Annotated in this window: 21 protein-coding genes; 1 reads left to right on the top strand and 20 read right to left on the bottom strand. The window is 45.2% G+C overall.

Annotated features, from left to right (window positions below):
* Positions 1-219: 219 nt before the first annotated feature.
* The 14 genes from ACFQ3J_RS15245 to ACFQ3J_RS15310 form a co-directional block, all read right to left on the bottom strand.
* Positions 220-744, bottom strand: a complete 525-nt coding sequence (locus ACFQ3J_RS15245) for a hypothetical protein (protein ID WP_091160325.1) — start codon at positions 742-744, stop codon at positions 220-222.
* Positions 745-759: 15 nt separating this feature from the next.
* Positions 760-1,836, bottom strand: a complete 1,077-nt coding sequence (locus ACFQ3J_RS15250; RefSeq protein WP_251582486.1) for a hypothetical protein — start codon at positions 1,834-1,836, stop codon at positions 760-762.
* 255 nt (positions 1,837-2,091) lie between these two features.
* Complete coding sequence (locus ACFQ3J_RS15255) at positions 2,092-3,444, bottom strand: sodium-dependent transporter (RefSeq protein WP_091160328.1); 1,353 nt, start codon at positions 3,442-3,444, stop codon at positions 2,092-2,094.
* A gap of 277 nt (positions 3,445-3,721) precedes the next feature.
* On the bottom strand, positions 3,722-4,378 hold the full coding sequence (locus tag ACFQ3J_RS15260; protein WP_091160329.1) for a deoxynucleoside kinase: 657 nt from the start codon (positions 4,376-4,378) through the stop codon (positions 3,722-3,724).
* Positions 4,375-4,998, bottom strand: a complete 624-nt coding sequence (locus tag ACFQ3J_RS15265) for a deoxynucleoside kinase (RefSeq protein WP_091160331.1) — start codon at positions 4,996-4,998, stop codon at positions 4,375-4,377. The genes ACFQ3J_RS15260 and ACFQ3J_RS15265 overlap by 4 nt, the downstream gene beginning before the upstream one ends.
* Positions 4,999-5,500: 502 nt before the next feature.
* Entirely contained in the window at positions 5,501-5,746 is a 246-nt protein-coding gene (locus ACFQ3J_RS15270) for a hypothetical protein (RefSeq protein ID WP_251582487.1), read from the bottom strand.
* An 87-nt stretch (positions 5,747-5,833) separates the two neighbouring features.
* Positions 5,834-6,475 (bottom strand): HAD family hydrolase, encoded by a 642-nt coding sequence (locus ACFQ3J_RS15275; RefSeq protein ID WP_251582489.1) that lies wholly within the window; start codon positions 6,473-6,475, stop codon positions 5,834-5,836.
* Between the two features lie 57 nt (positions 6,476-6,532).
* Entirely contained in the window at positions 6,533-6,955 is a 423-nt protein-coding gene (locus tag ACFQ3J_RS15280; protein WP_379293136.1) for a histidine phosphatase family protein, read from the bottom strand.
* Positions 6,956-7,122: 167 nt separating this feature from the next.
* Positions 7,123-7,854 (bottom strand): Fic family protein, encoded by a 732-nt coding sequence (locus ACFQ3J_RS15285; RefSeq protein WP_251582493.1) that lies wholly within the window; start codon positions 7,852-7,854, stop codon positions 7,123-7,125.
* An 831-nt stretch (positions 7,855-8,685) separates the two neighbouring features.
* On the bottom strand, positions 8,686-9,471 hold the full coding sequence (locus tag ACFQ3J_RS15290; RefSeq protein WP_091160340.1) for a DeoR/GlpR family DNA-binding transcription regulator: 786 nt from the start codon (positions 9,469-9,471) through the stop codon (positions 8,686-8,688).
* Positions 9,472-9,523: 52 nt separating this feature from the next.
* Positions 9,524-10,654, bottom strand: coding sequence for a 2-aminoethylphosphonate--pyruvate transaminase (gene phnW, locus ACFQ3J_RS15295; RefSeq protein WP_251582495.1), 1,131 nt, complete (start codon positions 10,652-10,654; stop codon positions 9,524-9,526).
* Positions 10,648-11,448: a phosphonoacetaldehyde hydrolase gene (gene phnX / locus ACFQ3J_RS15300; RefSeq protein ID WP_251582497.1), complete on the bottom strand. Its 801-nt coding sequence runs from the start codon at positions 11,446-11,448 to the stop codon at positions 10,648-10,650. The genes phnW and phnX overlap by 7 nt, the downstream gene beginning before the upstream one ends.
* Positions 11,449-11,575: 127 nt before the next feature.
* On the bottom strand, positions 11,576-11,833 hold the full coding sequence (locus ACFQ3J_RS15305; RefSeq protein ID WP_251582499.1) for a hypothetical protein: 258 nt from the start codon (positions 11,831-11,833) through the stop codon (positions 11,576-11,578).
* 247 nt (positions 11,834-12,080) lie between these two features.
* Positions 12,081-12,845, bottom strand: coding sequence for a MerR family transcriptional regulator (locus tag ACFQ3J_RS15310; protein ID WP_091160346.1), 765 nt, complete (start codon positions 12,843-12,845; stop codon positions 12,081-12,083).
* 317 nt (positions 12,846-13,162) lie between these two features.
* Here ACFQ3J_RS15310 and ACFQ3J_RS15315 point away from each other — a divergent pair, with 317 nt between their 5' ends.
* A complete protein-coding gene (locus tag ACFQ3J_RS15315; RefSeq protein ID WP_251582501.1) occupies positions 13,163-15,547 on the top strand; it encodes a glycoside hydrolase family 16 protein in 2,385 nt (794 codons plus the stop codon).
* A gap of 170 nt (positions 15,548-15,717) precedes the next feature.
* On the opposite strand, the gene ACFQ3J_RS15320 is transcribed toward ACFQ3J_RS15315, so the two are convergent.
* From ACFQ3J_RS15320 to ACFQ3J_RS15345, 6 genes are all read right to left on the bottom strand, one after another.
* Positions 15,718-16,230 carry a GNAT family N-acetyltransferase gene (locus ACFQ3J_RS15320; protein ID WP_285850057.1) on the bottom strand — a complete coding sequence of 171 codons (513 nt, stop codon included), beginning with the start codon at positions 16,228-16,230 and terminating at the stop codon, positions 15,718-15,720.
* Between the two features lie 292 nt (positions 16,231-16,522).
* Complete coding sequence (locus ACFQ3J_RS15325; RefSeq protein ID WP_251582503.1) at positions 16,523-16,690, bottom strand: hypothetical protein; 168 nt, start codon at positions 16,688-16,690, stop codon at positions 16,523-16,525.
* Between the two features lie 116 nt (positions 16,691-16,806).
* Positions 16,807-17,301 carry a hypothetical protein gene (locus ACFQ3J_RS15330; protein ID WP_251582505.1) on the bottom strand — a complete coding sequence of 165 codons (495 nt, stop codon included), beginning with the start codon at positions 17,299-17,301 and terminating at the stop codon, positions 16,807-16,809.
* An 88-nt stretch (positions 17,302-17,389) separates the two neighbouring features.
* A complete protein-coding gene (locus tag ACFQ3J_RS15335) occupies positions 17,390-17,623 on the bottom strand; it encodes a YvrJ family protein (RefSeq protein WP_091160350.1) in 234 nt (77 codons plus the stop codon).
* A gap of 196 nt (positions 17,624-17,819) precedes the next feature.
* Positions 17,820-17,975, bottom strand: coding sequence for a DUF3934 family protein (locus ACFQ3J_RS15340; protein WP_170862541.1), 156 nt, complete (start codon positions 17,973-17,975; stop codon positions 17,820-17,822).
* Between the two features lie 83 nt (positions 17,976-18,058).
* Positions 18,059-18,340 carry a SunI/YnzG family protein gene (locus ACFQ3J_RS15345; protein WP_251582507.1) on the bottom strand — a complete coding sequence of 94 codons (282 nt, stop codon included), beginning with the start codon at positions 18,338-18,340 and terminating at the stop codon, positions 18,059-18,061.
* Positions 18,341-18,359: the final 19 nt, after the last annotated feature.

Raw genomic sequence — 18,359 nt, forward strand, 5'->3', positions numbered from 1 at the left:
TTGTATCTACATCTTTTGGATCAAGTGTCAGGGACATTCTAAGCGTAAAATGTGTGGAGAAATGCCGAGATGGTGTGCAATCTTGTAAAATTTATCAGCATAACAAGACAATTTCCCATGGATTCAGACCGTTTTATCATCCCTTTCAAGTAAAATGGTACAAAAAAGGCGGGATCTCATACGTCACGTACTTTCCCACCTTGATGTGAATCTATCCTATTAATACTGCTGCAACTCCATGATCTCCCCAAGTCTCTTCGCTGCTTCCATCATATACTGCAACAATTCCGGCAGATCACGCATATGATCTTCATTAATTTTGCGGTTGAAATAAACTTCAATAGTATTTGTCATCATCGATTCGAAGCCATACACATAGCTGATCTGTTGTACGGTCTTTTGCTCAGGCCACATCTCTGCCATCATCCGCTCCACCTCGCTGCACAGGTCAGTATCCTTCATCTGCACAATATACCGCAGACACAGCACACAGCCAGGATTCTCACCGGACAGCTCCAGTATCTCAGCAGCCAGCTCCTGCATGGATGCCGTAAGCTCGATCTCGGCAGATACCCGCCTCTCTCCTGTCAGTTCAAACCGAAGCATGAACACACGCGACATCGTCGACATCTCCAGCCGATCGATTCGATTCGTAATCTGGATGGCGTTATCCAGGTTGTCCAGGTCGTACAGCTCATTCTCGAGCGCTACTTTTAAATTATCAAATATGGTGGGATCGAACATATCCTATATACCCTTTCATTGGCTAGTCAGCGTTATATATCTTAGATTCTCTTCAGCAAAATATAAATTAAACCTACGGTTATCCTCCATAGTATAAATCCACTTGTTACCCAGCATAAGATTAGGGCTGCCCAGCAAGCTGTGCACCTCCTTTTCACTCATCCCTATGCTGATGCCATCTGTGGATGAGACGTTGTTCTTCGTAAACAGAATGGTCGAAGGAGTAGATAGAATTCCAGCTTCTTCATGGATACGAACGGTCTTGATGCTGTCATCACCGACAGAATAGTAATGGTAAGCTTCCTTATAATCGGCACTACTGCTGATATAACGGCTCCACTCCGTAAAATTTTTCTCTTGGATCTTGAACCGTTCCTGGTCATAGACAAGTGACCCATCTTCCTGCGGCGCAGGGGTATCCTCTGCACTTACATCCATCCCCCTCATTTCACCGAGCATACCGAGAAGTGTATTCGGTCTGCAGAATAAATGAAGATAGCTCATCAGGTTGCGAGAAGCATAGAAATACTGACCATTCAGTTCTACTGTATTTGTATCGAGATTATATTTAATAGAATACATTTGATTATCGAGATTGAAGCGAATATACACGTCGGAAGCGAGAGCCGAAGCATCGATCTCCGTCTTCGCTGTCGATAGATTGAGACTTGTCAGCCCCTGTACAAGAGTACGATAACTCTGCGGCGAAACCGTGTATCCTCTAACCCCGTTATCCAAGCTGACCATAATACTGATTCTCTTCACTGACATCTTGTCCAGCGGGAATTGATCTCCAAGAACACCTTCTGTCTTCTCAATAGGAAGGGGCAGATCTTCAGGAAAATATGGATTAACGGATTTAAGGTTGGCATCGCTGTTAGGATCACCAGCACCTCCCTCTTGCTTTGCCTGTTCTTCTACAGACTCTAATACCATACCTGAGCCTTCTTCGGTCTGCTCTACTGGCAGATTCTGCTCTTCAGCAGCCTTCTGCTGCTCCGAACTCCATATATTAATCAACATCATCATCAAGGCAATAATCAACATCAGGATGACGGAAATGAACCATATTTCTTTTTTCTCCAAACGCATCAACGTTTGAGCCCCTCTCTGTTGAATCTTCTGGATGCGCATAGATGCACATTTCTGCAAAATTAACTTTCATACAAATATAACAGATGAGTAGGCAAATGATTGTCGAAATTTGTTCTGTCCTCCTGCATATTAACATTGTAATTTTTAACAAATTGGCTATGTATCCGAATATAATACAATAAAAAACCTCCTTCGCCAAAGCGAAAGAGGTTATGCGTAGTGTATTGCCTGAAGAATGTGTATGCTTAAGTATTACAATTTAATAATTTGGGCCGAGTACAGGAATACGAACAACACCAGAATAGGTGCGATATAACGAAGCATGAACAGCCATACACGGAACCATTTCTGTGTAAGCCCTGCTTCTTCAGCAACGTTCTTCCAGAAGTATCCTGCGAACAGGGTAACGACAAGTCCACTGAGTGGAAGGAACCAGTTGGAGGCTACAAAATCAACAAAATCGAACACCGGCATCCCGTTAATTTGGAGCTCTGGCATCAGTCCCATAGATACAGCTGAAGGTATGCTTAGCAGGAACACAAGACCAGACATGATCCATACCGCAGTGCTGCGGCGCAAGTTCCATTTCTCCATCACATAGGAAACGGGAACTTGAAGCAGGGATACTAAAGAGGTCAATGCCGCAATCCCTAGAAGGACAAAGAACAATCCCCCAAACAACCAGCCGAGCGGCATCGCCGAGAATGCAGCTGGCAGTGCAACAAAGACGAGGCCTGGTCCCGCATCGGGAGCAATATTAAAGGCAAATGTCGTTGGGAAAATGATCAGACCTGCAATAAGTGCATAGAGCATATCCCCTGCCCCGACAGCCATTGTTGCTGATCCGAGTGACTGCTTGCGGTTGACAAAAGTACCGTACGTAATCATCGTCCCCATCCCGAGTGACAGGGAGAAGAAGGCATGTCCAAGCGCCACAAGCGCTGATTCAGGTGTCAGCTTCGAGAAGTCCGGTGACAGGAAGAAGGATACCCCCTCCATACCGCCCGGCAGTGTAATGGAACGAATCATAAGGATAATGAGCAGAACCAGCATACCCGGAATAAGGATCTTGTTGAACTTCTCAATCCCGCCGGAGATTCCCTTGACTACTACGAAGCTGGTAATTACAGCAACGATCGCTCCCCATACGATCGGCATATAACCACCCGTGAAGGAACTAAATTGTCCACCAAAATCGGTGTCGTTAAACAGTTGTCCACTGAAGGATAGCACAGCATAGTGGAGCGTCCAGCCTGCCACGAGCGAATAGAATGTCATAATGACGAATGGAGCAATAACGGATAACAGCCCGAATACACCCCAAATTTTTCCTCCCCCAGCTTTGACAAAGGAAGAGGATGCGCTGCCGCGTCCTGCACGTCCAATTGCAAGTTCAGCAAGCAATACAGGCAATCCTACAATGAGCAAGCAGGCAATAAAGAGCAGGAAGAAGGCTCCGCCGCCATACTGGCCAGTAATATAAGGGAACTTCCACATATTCCCAAGCCCTACTGCACTTCCGATTGCTGCTAAAATAAAGCCGGTTGAAGAAAATCGCTCCTTTGTACCTGGTGTATCCAACTGATTCGTCTGTTTTGGTACCATGATGACCTCCCTCTCTCTTGAGAAAGCCTTACTATATTAAGACTCTTTTTTCTAATTTTTTGATATTATACAAGATAGATGAACATCCGTATACATAAAAATATTAGGAAAATCAACTTATAAGCCTACAGACCTATTTATAGATCTGATCTATTTCACAAATAATCCTTAAAAGTAATAAATTATTAACAAAAAGACGGCATAAGCCGCCTTCTTTTTATTATATATTTAGTAGTGCGCAAGTTCGCTTACCTATATTCAAAGTATCGTGAATAACCTATTGCTGCTTGCTTCTGGAGATTAGGATCTTTTGCTCCACTTCTTTCAGAATACTGTCCAAGGAAGCCGGATCATGCACATCGTATTCGTCAATGTTCAGCTTAAGTACCGGACAAGCGGTAAAGCCGTCAATCCATTTGGCATAGCGCTCATGCATCTCTTCCCAATACGCAGGATCGGTCTGAATTTCCATCTCCCGACCACGCTCTTTAATTCGACTTAATATGGACGGTAGACTACCCTCCAGATAGATGAGAATGTCCGGATGAGGAAAATACGGTGTCATTACCATTGCCTCAAACAGACTAGAATACGTCTCAAAGTCCGTCTCGCTCATTGTGCCTTTATCTGCATGCATCTGGGCAAATATTCCTGTGTCCTCATAGATGGAACGGTCTTGAACATACCCGCCCCCTGCTTCGAATATACTTTTCTGCTCTTTGAAACGTTCAGCCAGAAAATATATTTGCAGATGGAAGCTCCATCTCTCAAAATCATGATAGAACTTCTCCAGGTAAGGATTATGGTCAACCTTCTCTAAAGATGTCTTGAATCCGAGCCGCTCTGCAAGCGCAGCTGTAAGTGTGGATTTGCCTACACCTACTGTACCTGCAACCGTGATCAAGGCGTTACCCGGAATTTGTATTTCACTCATTGAATATACTCCTTTACTTCGGACACAATCAGGTCAAATTGCTCGCGATGCGTTACAAAATCAATCTGATTCCCGTCAATCGTAATAATTTTGGTATCAGGCTCACTCTCAGCAAGAGATGCCATCGCATGATCATAGTCGATGATAAGCTGCTCTAAATAGGCGGTGTCCATATTTTGCTCAAATGAACGGCCCCGCATTTTGATACGCTTCAAGAGTGTCTGAAGATCAGCCCTAATATATATAATCAAATCCGGTTTCGGAAGATCGCCTGTAAGAATGTGATAAATTTGACGATACTTTTCCCATTTCACGCCGGAGAGCGTGCGCTTGGCAAAGATCAGATTTTTGTAGATGTGGTAGTCGGAAATGACCTGCTGACCATGCTGGATATATTTCGTTGTCGTATCTTCCAGCTGTTTATAACGATTGCATAAGAAAAACATCTCCAGCTGAAAGCTCCACTCCTCAATATTGTCATAGAACTTGCCGAGAAACGGATTCTCCTCCACGATCTCTTTCAGCAGCGGAATATTCAGCTCCTGCGACAGCATCGTGGAAAGCGTCGTTTTACCAGCCCCGATCGGGCCCTCAACAGCGATAAAGGAACCTGTGCTCATGTGAATCCTCCTGTAATCTATCATGCCATCGTTCTAATTCATCCACTCTTACGAGATGGACCAAATTAGAACGGGTGATCGAACTCGTTCGATCTAGTTCATAGACAGTTTATTGTATCACAAGTTGAGGCCGGTGTGAGAGCACTAAAATCAGGAACTATTTGCACAACAAAAATATCTCTCTTGTGTCATGAAATTTATGAACCAAAGAGAGATATGATCGTCTAAACTGCAAGTTTATTCAGCTTGCTCTTACCCTCATAGCGACTGCTCCACTCAAGAGCTGTTTCTGATAGATGATGGATGCTTAGAAGATAGTGCTTACTCCTGCATTGCCTGTCAGCTTAAAGAAAAAGCAACTGGTCTTTTGAGCGGCTGCTTACTCGTTCTTATTGAATTAACGTTTCCCGTTAAAGAAAAAATGAAAAAGGAGAGCTGCCGACCGGCAAACTGCTCCCTTCTGTTTCAGGAGTAGAAGGAGGTTACTATACGTTTTTCGACTTCATTTACAAGCGTTGATTTCCTGAGCCTGAAAGCCCTGTGAACCATACCCTCCACCTTCTGTTCCCACGAGTTCCTCGAACGACAACTTTGCCACCGAGGAGTGGAAAAGCAGCCAGCTGTTCTGACTGTACTTCTCCACGTGTTCACCCATGTGCTCGATAGCGAAATCTAACTGAACTGAAGCGCTTGGCATCGCCTTTAGTATCTCGGCGAAGATAAACATGCCGTAGTACAAAGCAGCCAAGCTCTACGTTCCACGGGCATAACGTGAGTCCGCGCTGTCTGCACTGTTCTTCACAAAGTGAGTACGGGAACGCTGGCGAATTCTCTTTCAGGTTACATTCAAAATAATGTTCTTTAGTTCAATCAGAGTCTTGATTCGATAGCTGGCCTGTGAGAAGTCATGTGTTTTTGTGAAGTCGTTATGGACAATCGCACAGTCGATACCAGCCGCCACGGCTGAGTTCAACCCTCTGTTTGAATCCTCTACAACCAGGGTCTCTTCTTCGGTAGCTCCGAATCGCTTTAGGCCGGTCAAGTATGGTTCCGGGTGCGGCTTGGTGCGCTCGTAGTCTTCGCGAACAAGGACGAATTCCATGAATGGTGTAATCTGGCGATTTTCATGAATAAGTTGAAAATCCGCACGTTTTGCAGTCGTCACGATGGCCATGCGGACGTACTTTGACAGTTCGGCTAGAGTTTCAACTACACCTTCAATCTCTATGGCTTCTGTTCTTAGATATTCCTGATAATAGGCGTTGCGGATTTCACGCTGCTTGCTGATAGTCTGTTCATCAATACCTGCGGCCCTAGCTTGGGACCAAGTGCCCAATGACTGTGTCATGTCCCGGAGGTATTGATCTTTATCCAAGGTAAATCCAATGTCAGCCAGAGCGCGTTCTCCCGCTTTGAAATACCAGAATTCAGTATCAACTAGAACACCATCATGATCGAAGAGTATGTACTTTTTCATTGTTTCGTTCTCCTTCGTCAGCTGCGGCAACCATGCGTGCCAATTCGCGCCGTTGGATCACCCATAAGTAAACGGGCCTCTGATGTTAGCGTTGTCGGTGATAGCTCTCTCCAAACTGACTCCACAGCAGACATGCGCGAAGATGGCGGGACTCAGACGCCATCCCACCGTGATGATCGTGTGCTCCTTATGTTCCTTCAACTTCTCATCCAGGAACTCGCGAGCTCTTTGCGCGAAGTCTCTGAAGGACTCACCTTGGGAAAAGGTTTTGTCGATGAAGGCAAGGTAATCTCTTTCGCCTATATCCCCCCAGTTCATACCAGTGTACTGTGGACCGTTGTCGATCTGACGAAGGCGCTCGTCGATGATGATTGGAATAAACGTGTTGCTGAATAGGATCTCGCACGTTTCTTTCTGACGTCGTATCGAAGACGTATATGCAGTCGCGGAAGCCCCACTCTTCGCGATTAGGTCGCTCACCAGAGAAACGAGTTCCCGGGTGGTCCGAGTCCTAAAGGGGGATTGAAGTGAAGGATCTTCTGGGTCATCCGAGGTTCCGAGGATAATCCTCCTAATTCGAGAATCTTCTTTTCTTATGGAAGCAGCGGATCCAGATCACATGAAAAGCTAACGCACTGAAAATGTTATTAAACGGATAACATCAGTTCAAGGCTGGCCTTAACTTCAGATGCAATTAGATCAATAATCGGCTCTAAGTCTCTATTATCTGCTTGCTCCAAGGCGATATAGTAATCTTCGCGCTTTTCATTACGAATGATAGCAGGCGGATACCCGTTTTTAAGGAGTATAAAATTCATAGCAAGCCGGCTGACTCTACCGTTACCATCGGTAAATGGATGGATAGCAGCGAGTTTATGGTGCAGTACTGCTGCTAGTTTGACAGGATGCATATCTAAATTTCCATTGTACCATTCAATGAGACGTTCCATTTCATACGGAACTTGTACTGCAGGAGTATACTGATGAATATTTCCGGACATAGTGAGCACGTGATTATCCATCTTCTTGTAGTCTCCAGGAGAGAAGTCGATATCCCTTACTCCCTGAAAAAGAATGGCATGAAAGTCTTTAATAATGCGTTCGGTTAAATCTCTCTGTTTAATGGCCTCATTGAGGTAATCTATAGCTTCTGCATGGTTTATTATTTCTAGATGTTCTCTTAATGATTTTCCTTTTACCGTCAGTCCTTCTCTTAAGAAGAATGCCGTTTCACGGTAAGTAAATGTATTGCCTTCAATTGCATTCGTATGATAAGTCCACTCTTCACGGAATTTTTGAGCAATGGTATTCATAAGCTTTGGATCGATCGGGCGTTTCTTATCGACCTCTATTCGAAGAGCATCAATTTGATTAAACATTATCCATTTTCCTTCCTACTTCTTCTTACTAGCATTATATCAAAAGTAACTCTTATCAATACTTGGGATGTCCTCTTTTCTAAATAAATAATTATGAACTCAGAAGTACAAGTTTAGTTACAGTTTATTTACTTAAACATAAACATAGAGCAGACCGGTTTAACTCGGTCTGCTCTATTCAAAATGATTAGGATTCTTCTTCTATAAGGTTCTTTTCGTTCTCGAATAGTTTATACAAGGCATTTATATCGGAATCGCCTTCTAGTAACTTAAAATTCAAGACATTTATCATATGGGCTGGATCGAACAGTTCCCATTTTGAGCTGTATGCGAGATGGTATCTCACTTATATACCATTCGAAGTGCTGCTGCGCTTCTTTTTTCTTCATTTCTTCAAAAGACTTTATTTCAAATGGAGGGTGCATTAAAGGATACTCCACTCTGTGCCTCCTTAATAGTAATAATGGAATCTTGTACTTATATTCTATTGTCTTAGGTATGCCATTAACGAAGCAGTACCATGTCCTTGCACTTCGGAAGAAGTGCCAGACTACGCCACTTACACGACCTTTTTGTAGCAGCCAGCTATCCTTATTAATTTGTTTTTTTACAAAGCTTTCGGTATAAGCGAAATGCTGTCTACCTCTGTTTCTCAGTACTTCTTTACTATAAAATACATTTCGTTAACGGGCTGTTAAACACAAGTTAAATATGTGTTTTTATTCTACTTTTCATTGTTTTTGTTGTGTGTTATGGGTAACAAAAAACCATGACATGCATATTTTTCACACATCATGGTTATATGAAATGCAAAGCTATGATTAGAACATTTTAATCGGCTACGATCCAATGGACATCCTCTTCAGTTAATTTGCTCTCCCACGCCGCAGGAGGCGGCACATCGCTGACTACCATGTCCACTTCTCTGAAGTCTGCAAATTTATAGAAATGAGAGGTTCCAATCTTGGTGTGATCCGCCAGCACAATGGTTTGTTTCGCCTGCTTCATGAAGGTTCGAGCCAGCAGCCCTCTGTCATCCTCATAGCTCGTGATTCCGGTATCCAGCTGAAGACCGTCCGCGACCACAAACGCTTTGTCGACATGGAAACCGGACATGAACTCTACGGCAAGTGTTCCAGATGCACGATAATGCTTGGAATTAATTCTCCCGCCGATAAGCACAATTTCTCCGTCAAACGCACCTTTATTCTTATAATTAATTAACAAGTTCAAGGTATAGATTGAAGACACCAGTATTGTAAGATGCTTTTTAAGGATGAGTGAATCGATCATCTGCAGTGTTGTCGTTCCTTCGTCAATAACAACGATATCGTGGTTCTGTACCAGAGAAGCTGCGGTCCTGCCGATCCGCTTCTTCTCTTCTGCCTGAAGCACTTCACGTTTGCCGTAAGCTGGCTCTTCCCGTTCAACATTGAGTTTAACAGCACCGCCGTACACTCTCTTCAGCTTGTTCTCATTCTCCAGTTCTTCGAGGTATCTGCGAATGGTTTCCGAAGAGACATCCAGTGCCCTTACCAGCTCAGGCGTTCTGACCTTGCCCTGCAGCTGGAGCATATCTAATATAGTCTGCTTCCGTTCCTCTCCAGCGAGTGACATTTACTCATTCTCCTTTGTATTCGTTCTTTATATATCCAGGTCTTATTGCAGCTTACTTATCCCCATTTGCAGCCGTTATCCGTTTCACAATGCCGATCAGCTCTTTAATATCAGAAGCATGCACATCCCCGATCGTTCCAATACGGAACGTAGGCACGCTTGTCAGCTTGCCCGGATATAGAACAAAGCCTTCTTCCTTCAACCGACTGTAAAATGCGGAGAACGAGAAGCCAGCCTCCGGGTACCGGAACGAGGTAATAATCGGAGAATGCCATTCGGCCGGCAGTAATGTAGAGAAACCCGCTTCCTTCATTCCCTTAACCAGCTCCTGCTGATTTTGAATGTATCTATTATAGCGTGCATTTACACCGCCCTCTTCCTCAAGCTCGATTAATGCCTGATCAAAAGCCCGAACGACATGGGTCGGAGATGTATAACGCCATTTCCCGTTCATTCGTTCCATGATATCCCATTGATCATACAAGTCAAGGGAGAGTGAGCGTGCGTTGCCTTTACAAGCGGTCAGACAGCTGATTCGAGCAAGTACAAATCCGAAGCCGGGAACGCCCTGAATGCATTTGTTACTGCTGCTGATCAAATAGTCAATTCCTAGCTCATGCATGTCCAGCGGAACCCCGCCAAAGCTGCTCATGGCATCCACGATTAGTGTTTTGCCTTGGCGTCGTACCGCCTCACTTAGCTCATGGAGTGGATTCAGTACCCCCGTAGTTGTCTCGCAATGGACGATAGCCGCATGAGTAATGGAAGGATCCTTCATCAGTGCCTCCTCAAAAACAGCCGGGCTGATCGCTTCTCTCTCATCAAAATGGACAGCCGTCACCGGAATGCCAAGCACCTTCGCCATTTCCACCATGCGTTCTCCATATGCTCCGTTTACCGCCACCACAAGCTTTCCTCCCTGCCTCGGCAGAGCTGTGCCAAGCACCGCTTCAACACTGAAGCTGCCGCTTCCTTGCATAAGCACAGCGGTATATTCTTCTGTGTGCCCAGGTGCAGCCAGCCGAACCAGCCTGTGTCTAATGGAGTTTACCAGCGTATTATATTCATCGTCCCAGGTGCACCAATCCTTTAGCATCGCCTGCTTGACGGTGTCCGTCGTGGTCAAGGGTCCGGGAGTCAGCAGCAGATACGGATTACTGCTTGTCTTTTTTTCTGTTAGCATGGAAGCTCTCCGTTCACCATACGAAGATTAATATCTTCAATGACCTGATCCAGCTCGCCGATCTCGGAGATAACGTAGTGCGCACCAGCCTTTTTCAATTGTTCAGCAATTTCGTCAAATCTCTTCTGCTTCTCTCCCTCAGGCAGTTTGCGGACTTCCTCTTCAGTAAGCCCCAGCTCATTACCTCCGAATACAACACCCACTGCCCATACTCCAGCATTTCGTCCTTCTCTCATGTCTGCTTCTGTATCCCCGCATTTAACAATATCCTTCATCTGAATCGTACCCAGTGCTTCTGCATTTCGGAAGATCATCCAAGGATAAGGTCTGCCTGCTGCCGTCTCATCCGGCGCAATGACACTGTCCGGCTTATAACCATGCTTCGCCGCTTCAGGAACGATGACATCAAGCATTGCACGTGTATACCCCGTCGTTGTACCGATCGTTATGCCTTTTGCATGCAGTCGATCGGCCATTGCTACAGCACCCGGGACTGGAACAGCGAATTGATCGAGCAGTGAGAACAGCATAGGCTCAAAGGCTTCATACATCGTAAGGACATCCTGTACGTTCGGCAGACGTCCATACCTTTCCTGCCACGCTGCTGAGACTCCTTGATCTTCACAAATATCGCGAAGATGATCGATCTTCATCCGTCCCATCGGCTTACGAATGACCTCCGAGCTTACCACAATGCCGTGTTCGTCAAACAATCTCCGGAATGCCTCTACGGGAGCAAAGCTCCCGTAATCCACCATCGTACCTGCCCAATCCAAAATTACTGTTCTAATCATGTTATTACCTCCGTTATTTTATATTTATGATTGCTTCATCGTTTAATAATGCTTCAGGATTTTGCCTAATTTTAATTGGATGTTCTTTCAAAAACTTATGCCAAATCCTCGGATGTCTCGGTTGTACTTATCTCTTTTGCCACGCAGCTGTTATTTTGCGGCGAAGCCTTGCGGTAAGTACCTCGTATCCTCCTCGTACTGCTAAATTCAGCATGACGATCAGCACGGACATCGATGCTGCCTGCGCGGTATCACGGCCGCATCCGCTGGGACCCAGAAGACATGTGAACTTCCCCTTCGGTATAGTGACATTGATATGTTGTAGTGCAGTATAGGTTCCAAACGACTTGCTAATGCTGTCAATGACCAAGCCCCCATTGTTCATATGCATTCTCCTAACTTTCTGTGAATTGCCTGCTAACGTAACAGCCTTGCCTTAGCTGTAACTACAGTCTACGGAACCATTGTTAACAGAGTGTCAAACACACGTTAATTATGTGTTTTTGATTGTTTTTAGTTTGTTTTGGCTAGAAACACACAAAAAAAGCTGTTGCTAAACACCTTTATAGGTGCAAGAACAGCTTTTCTTCCTGGTATTTCGATATCTGAGTTACTCCAATCCCCGTCTTCTATTACTTTAAGCCATCACAGTATATGATCATTGCTTCTCTTAGGAAGGCAGCGTACCCTGGAGTTCTTCCTTTCTCTATATTCTTGGTAAATCTCGAATCCTCCACGTACAGATCGGCCAGACCACGGAAGATTTCGGGTGTACAGTCGTAGTAATTGTTCGTAATTTCCTGACGAAGCTCAGCAACTCCCTCCTGCACCTGTGCATCTGCAGGCCCTAGGTCCATAGCTCCTTCGATCTTGTCGTTAATCTCTTTGTTTCTGGCGTGGATTCTCGCCCAGTCCTGCTCCGTATAGGCATCAGTTTTACGCTCGGTTTGCGTAACGATTTCTTCCCCGTACTTCTCCTTCGCTTCCTGTGAATACTTCGCCTTGTGTTCCTCAATAGATTTCATATCAAATCCGTTAAACATCTCTTCCTTCGACATCGGAACTCCCCCATTTTCCTCTTGTAATGTTCGATCGACGGTATCGATTAATTCTTCAAGCCGTCTCTTCTGCTCCATGAGCAGCTCTTTGTGCGCCGCAAGCGCCCCTCTTCGGTCAAAATCCGGTCGGTCCAGAATCGGCCCAATCTCCTGCAGAGTGAACCCGATCTCGCGGAAAAACAGCACCTGCTGCAGCCGTTTCAGATTGTCGTCTGAATACAGCCGGTGACCGGACTCGGTGACTTCGTCCGGCTTGACCAGTCCAATCTCGTCATAGTGATGCAGCGTTCGGATCGTGACTCCCGTGAATTTCGCTACTTCCTTCACTTTATACAGCATTCCTTCACCTCCCTGAACTGATCATAATCCATCACGTAACGTTAGTTTCAAGCGTTCATTTAGGCGTTCCATTTTAACGCTCCATTTTTGGCTGTCCATTTTTGGCTCTCTCACTCCGGTTGCTGACACAAAAGTCGTTCGTCATCCAAAAATTCAACTTGGGGACTTAATAAAACCGAAAAAGTGAGACCAAAACCAAAAAATGCGACCTGTTCATCTCCGAATGTTATTAGTTAAAATATAGTCGCCCCCATTTGGAAGCGTTTACCAAAATAATTTCCACTGGGGAGCATCTACTCTTTTGAGGGAGGTTATTTATGAAGCATCGTCATGCTACGGGAAAAAGTATCTTGCACGCCGCGTTCAGCTTGTTCTTAACCGCAATTCTGGTCACTACCTTCAGTCTGCTGCCCGCTTCCAATGTTCAAGCCGCTGAAGAAGCAGCTCCTTCCATCACCTCAATGACCTATTTCTCTGCCGCCGACGGCCCTGTTATTACCAAATCGGGCGTTGGGCAGGCCAGCTATGGTTTTGTCATGCCGGTGTTTAACGGAGGCTCTGTCACATGGAATGAAGTTGCTCATGATTTGGGGGTTAAGGTAAAGGTCAATGGAAGCTGGGTTGATATCGATAGTATCGACAGCTTTACTTACAACCAAAACTGGGGGCACTGGAGCGATGGCGGCTTTAACGGCTATTGGTTCACCCTCTCCTCTACAACGGAGCTTCAGCTGCACTCCAAGACAACCGGAGCTACACTAGAATACACACTCGTATTCAATAACATTAACAAAACAACGATCACAGCAATGACCCCCACACAAGGACCGCAAATTACAGCGGGATATACAGGCGGTGCAGGCTTCACCTATCCTACATTTAATAATGATCCAGCCGTAACCTACGAAGCCGTAGCGGAAGATCTAAAGGTGTATGTCAAGCCTGTCAATGACACGGAATGGATTGATATTGACAACAATGCAGCCAGCGGCTGGATCTATGATCAGAACTTTGGTCAATTTACCGATGGCGGCGGCGGCTTCTGGTTCAATGTAACGGAGTCGATCAACGTCAAATTAGAGTCCAAAACGTCGGCAGCTAACGTTATTTACACCATTACTTTTAATGAACCCGTAAGAAATTCCTATGTGATCACACCGTATGAAGGAACGACATTTACAGCAGATGAGAGCGGCGCGATTGGCCTCCCTCTTCCCAGGATCGATGGGGGAGCTGCTGTAGGAACTGAGCTCGGTAATTTTGTATACCAGATTAACGTTGGAGGCGTGTGGATAGATCTGGATCAATCCAGTCAGAGCGGATTTACCTACTCCTCCAGTGGATATAACAACATGTCCGATGCCAATCAGTGGGGCTACTGGGCGGATCATATCTATGGCCTTTGGTTCCAGCCTATCCAGGAGGATATGCAGATTCGCATCGGCTATCCGCTGAATGGTCAGAAAGGCGGCAGTATCGGAAATAATTACGTCGTCTATACCTTCATTGGCAACCCAGATGCCCCGCGGCCAGACGTAACGGATCAGGAGGATATTATGATCGGAACGCCAGGCAATCCTGACATTCAAGGCATGAATCTCATTTGGCAGGATGAATTTAATGGATCCACACTCGACACAAGCAAGTGGAGCTATGAAACAGGATATTATTTAAACGATGACCCGAACACCTGGGGCTGGGGTAACTCCGAGCTGCAGCATTACACGAACAGTACACAGAATGTCTTTTTACAAGATGGAAATTTAACGATCAAAGCCATGAACGAGCCAAAATCCTTCCCACAAGACCCAAGTCGGTATGCACAATACTCGTCTGGTAAGATTAATACAAAGGATAAGTTCTCTCTCGAATATGGCAGAGTGGATTTCCGTGCGAAGCTGCCGACGGGAAATGGCCTATGGCCAGCCTTGTGGATGCTTCCAGAGAACAGTCCTTATGGTGTATGGGCATCATCTGGTGAAATCGATGTTATGGAAGCCAGAGGACGCTTGCCGGGCTCAACCAGCGGTGCCGTACACTTTGGCGGACAATGGCCAGCCAACCGACATCTCTCTGGTGAGTATCACTTCCCGGAAGGGCAAACCTTCGCAAATGATTATCACGTGTATTCTGTCGTATGGGAAGAAGATAATATTAAATGGTATGTGGACGGGAAGTTCTTCTTCAAAGTGACGAGAGAGCAATGGTACTCCACTGCTGCGCCGGACAATCCGAATGCGCCATTTGATCAGCCGTTCTACCTCATTATGAATCTAGCGGTTGGGGGAAGCTTTGACGGTGGACAGACTCCGAACCCTGGGGATATTCCTGCCACGATGCAGGTAGATTATGTCCGTGTCTATAAAGAAGGCAACTCGAATCCTGATCCTACCGAACCTACCGAGCCTGAACCAGTCTCTGTTGTTGGAGATGAGGTCAAGGGTCTGAAAATAATTGGAGATGATCTGCAGTTCTATGTAAATGGCGCAACTTTCGCCGATTTGCACTATAAAGTTAATAACGGAGGGCAATTGAACGTTGCTATGAACTCATCAGGCAGCGGCAATTTCACCTACAATGTAAATAACCTGCAGCAGGGAGATACCGTTGAATACTTTTTCACCTATAATCCTGGTGGAGGAGCGTTAGATACGCCTTGGCTCACCTACATCCATGGCGTTACCGAGGGTGTACCCGAATGATATAACGAGATTCTAAGCAGGTGCGGTAGCCATCAGCGTCATAGTCATTCATGTCAAAGCAGCTCTATAGCTCAAAAGAAAGAAGCAGGCACAGCATAATTGCCTGCTTCTTCTTGGTTGTATTTTCTCTCAGTAACCAACCTCTATTTTGTTAATTAAATGACTTTGACTCATCTATGAATGCCGTAAACTTCCCTGTACAGCTGTTCCTTATACGAATGAAACTCCGTTTCTGTCAATCGCTGAGGATAGCTCATAATGCATAAGGGCAGCTCCGGCTGACCTTCCCGCAGCGGTGGCTGTACATACTTGTGATCCCCGAGCTGAAAACCGAGCCGCTCATAGAACCCGATTCTTCTTCGCTTCAGCTCATCTTCGGGAGGCTCGACTTCTAGAATGACCGGCAGTGCCGATTCCTTCATGAATTGTTCCATTAACTGTCTTCCTCTTCCTCCGCCTCGTATGACCGGAGAAACGGCAATATGCTCGACGAATCGAAAGCTCTCAAATTCCCAGCCCGCGAGAAAAGCAATTACTTTCCCGTGCTCATCCTCTTGTGTCAGGAGCCGATAGTACGGATTAGACAATAACATCTTCTGCCCTTCATAGCTGCGATACTCAATAACCGGGAAAGAATCCTTCATGATGCTATATATCTGATCAAATGTTTGTAGTTGAACCAATTCTTTCACTTCCTTATATCACAATCTGCTTGATGCTGCTTTCAACCACAATGCTGCCTTTTCCAGGCTAGCACTGCACCTCAAGGATATTCAAACCACAGCTCACTCTGATTGCAATAATGCCCCGTCACGTACCTTCTATCTTATCCAACTCTTCCCATAATGATGTGGACACAAAGGAAAAGCCCAGGCCTTCTGGCCTGGACTTTTCCCTCCATGTGAAGTGACTGTCAGATGATGAGTGACTGTCAAGCAAATATGCCTGCTGATTAGTGACTGGGTGTGTGATAGCCTATTTCAAATCTACGCGCGGTACATTTTTGCCTCCATGTGACGATCGCGAGCTTCTCATCATATTGGAGACTGACGTAAACAGCTTGTCCCTCGCTTTTTTATTCCTCATCAAGTAAGTGACACCAGCGCCAATGGCTGTCATTATAATTCCTCTTTTTTTAGACATGTGTAACTTCCTCCTCTTAGGATAGATTTCATCGTGTCTTGCTTGAAATTTACCCTTTGCGGGGAAAACGAAACGCTAACGCTGACGATTAGAATGATTTACATCATAAAATTGCTCTAATTTACGTCTGCTGAGGATACGGATGTCTGTGATTTCAGAATGGTATATTTCTGATCTTCCTTGAACTGTTCCCACGCTGTATCATACACCACTTCCACATCAGGATAGGCTGTGAAATAATCCTCTCTCACTTCAAACCTCACTTCATAAATGCTTGTCTCTTCATTGCTGCTGGCAATGCTAACCTTGGGCTCAGTGAACACTTCATCCGCCTCATCAGGCATTACAAACTGAACCTGATAATCCGGATTATTTGTAACTTCCGCAGTGATTCGGACTTCGCGGCCAGATTCATTATAATGAGAAGATTTCATATGCATCTGATCTTGCTCTGGTATCTCTTCAGGTTCGGAAGAATCCGCTTCCTCCAAGAGATAATAGACTTTATCTAATTCAGGTGCAATTTCTTCAACCGCAGCAGGCTGTGAGCAGCCTGCTGCCAGCAAGCCTGTTAATATGGCTGGCAGTATCTGTTTAGTTAGTCGATTCATAATTAAAAATACTCCAATTCTGAATAAGTGTTGAATGCTGAATGAATCTATTCAGTTCGTTCGTAGTCCTTGTAATTGAAAATACTGATTATCCACCCTCTTTATCCCGATCTGACTTAATTGCTTGATTAGCCGTCGCTGCTTTGGCTTCGGCATCCAAATCCCGGACCGTCTTTGTCAGCCGGGTTATGGAGTTATCCAGCTTATCTAAACGCGTTCCAATCGTGCTCAGTATATACCGGAGTAAAATGACACAAACCGCCATGGGAAAACCGATGTTCGTCACCAAATAAATGATTTCTTCCAGATTGATTAATTCCATTGTAAATCCCTCCCTTATATATGGAAAGGTAATGGAATCGTCCTTTTTACAACTATTAACAGCGATTTCTTGAATTCCCGGTCTTAGATAAACTTTATGTAACGCAAAAGAACCGCCCGGAGCTTCTGCCGGACGGCCTAACGCATACTGTTCTGAAGTTTAAATCATCTATATCCTGTTATGTTTGATGCTTGCTTTATTTCTGACCTTCGGGAGCTGTATCAGAAGATTTCTTAGTACCTTTGCTCTTATATGGCTTTGGCGCACTCTTGGCGCGTCGCTCACTGGCTTGCCAGCGATTCCAGCCTTTTTTGCCTGTCCCTCTTCCTGTCCCGCCTTTACCTTTTGCCATGCTATCCTTCACCACTTTATATTCATTTCCATACTTATGGGTTAGCCTAACACTATACAGGAATGAGAACTCAATGTACAGTCTTACGAAGAAGCCTTGAAATACTCATCCCGGTATTGATTTATATTTGTTAATATGGACTGTGCATTCGTCGTAAATAAGAGATATGCTGCATCCTTTGTACGGATTACGATCCGATCTGTGGTACCTTGCGGTAAACCAATTCTTATTGCATCCTTTATCTCACCTGCATACGTTGCATCCTCAATAACGGAGGCGATTTGCTCAAGCGGTATTTCGACCTTGGTCAATTGCCATCGAATAACGAGCTGATCACCTTTTCTCGCAACCGTAATACCCAGCATACTGATATCCCCCTTAATA

This window comes from Paenibacillus provencensis, assembly GCF_042678545.1.
GTDB lineage: Bacteria > Bacillota > Bacilli > Paenibacillales > Paenibacillaceae > Paenibacillus > Paenibacillus provencensis.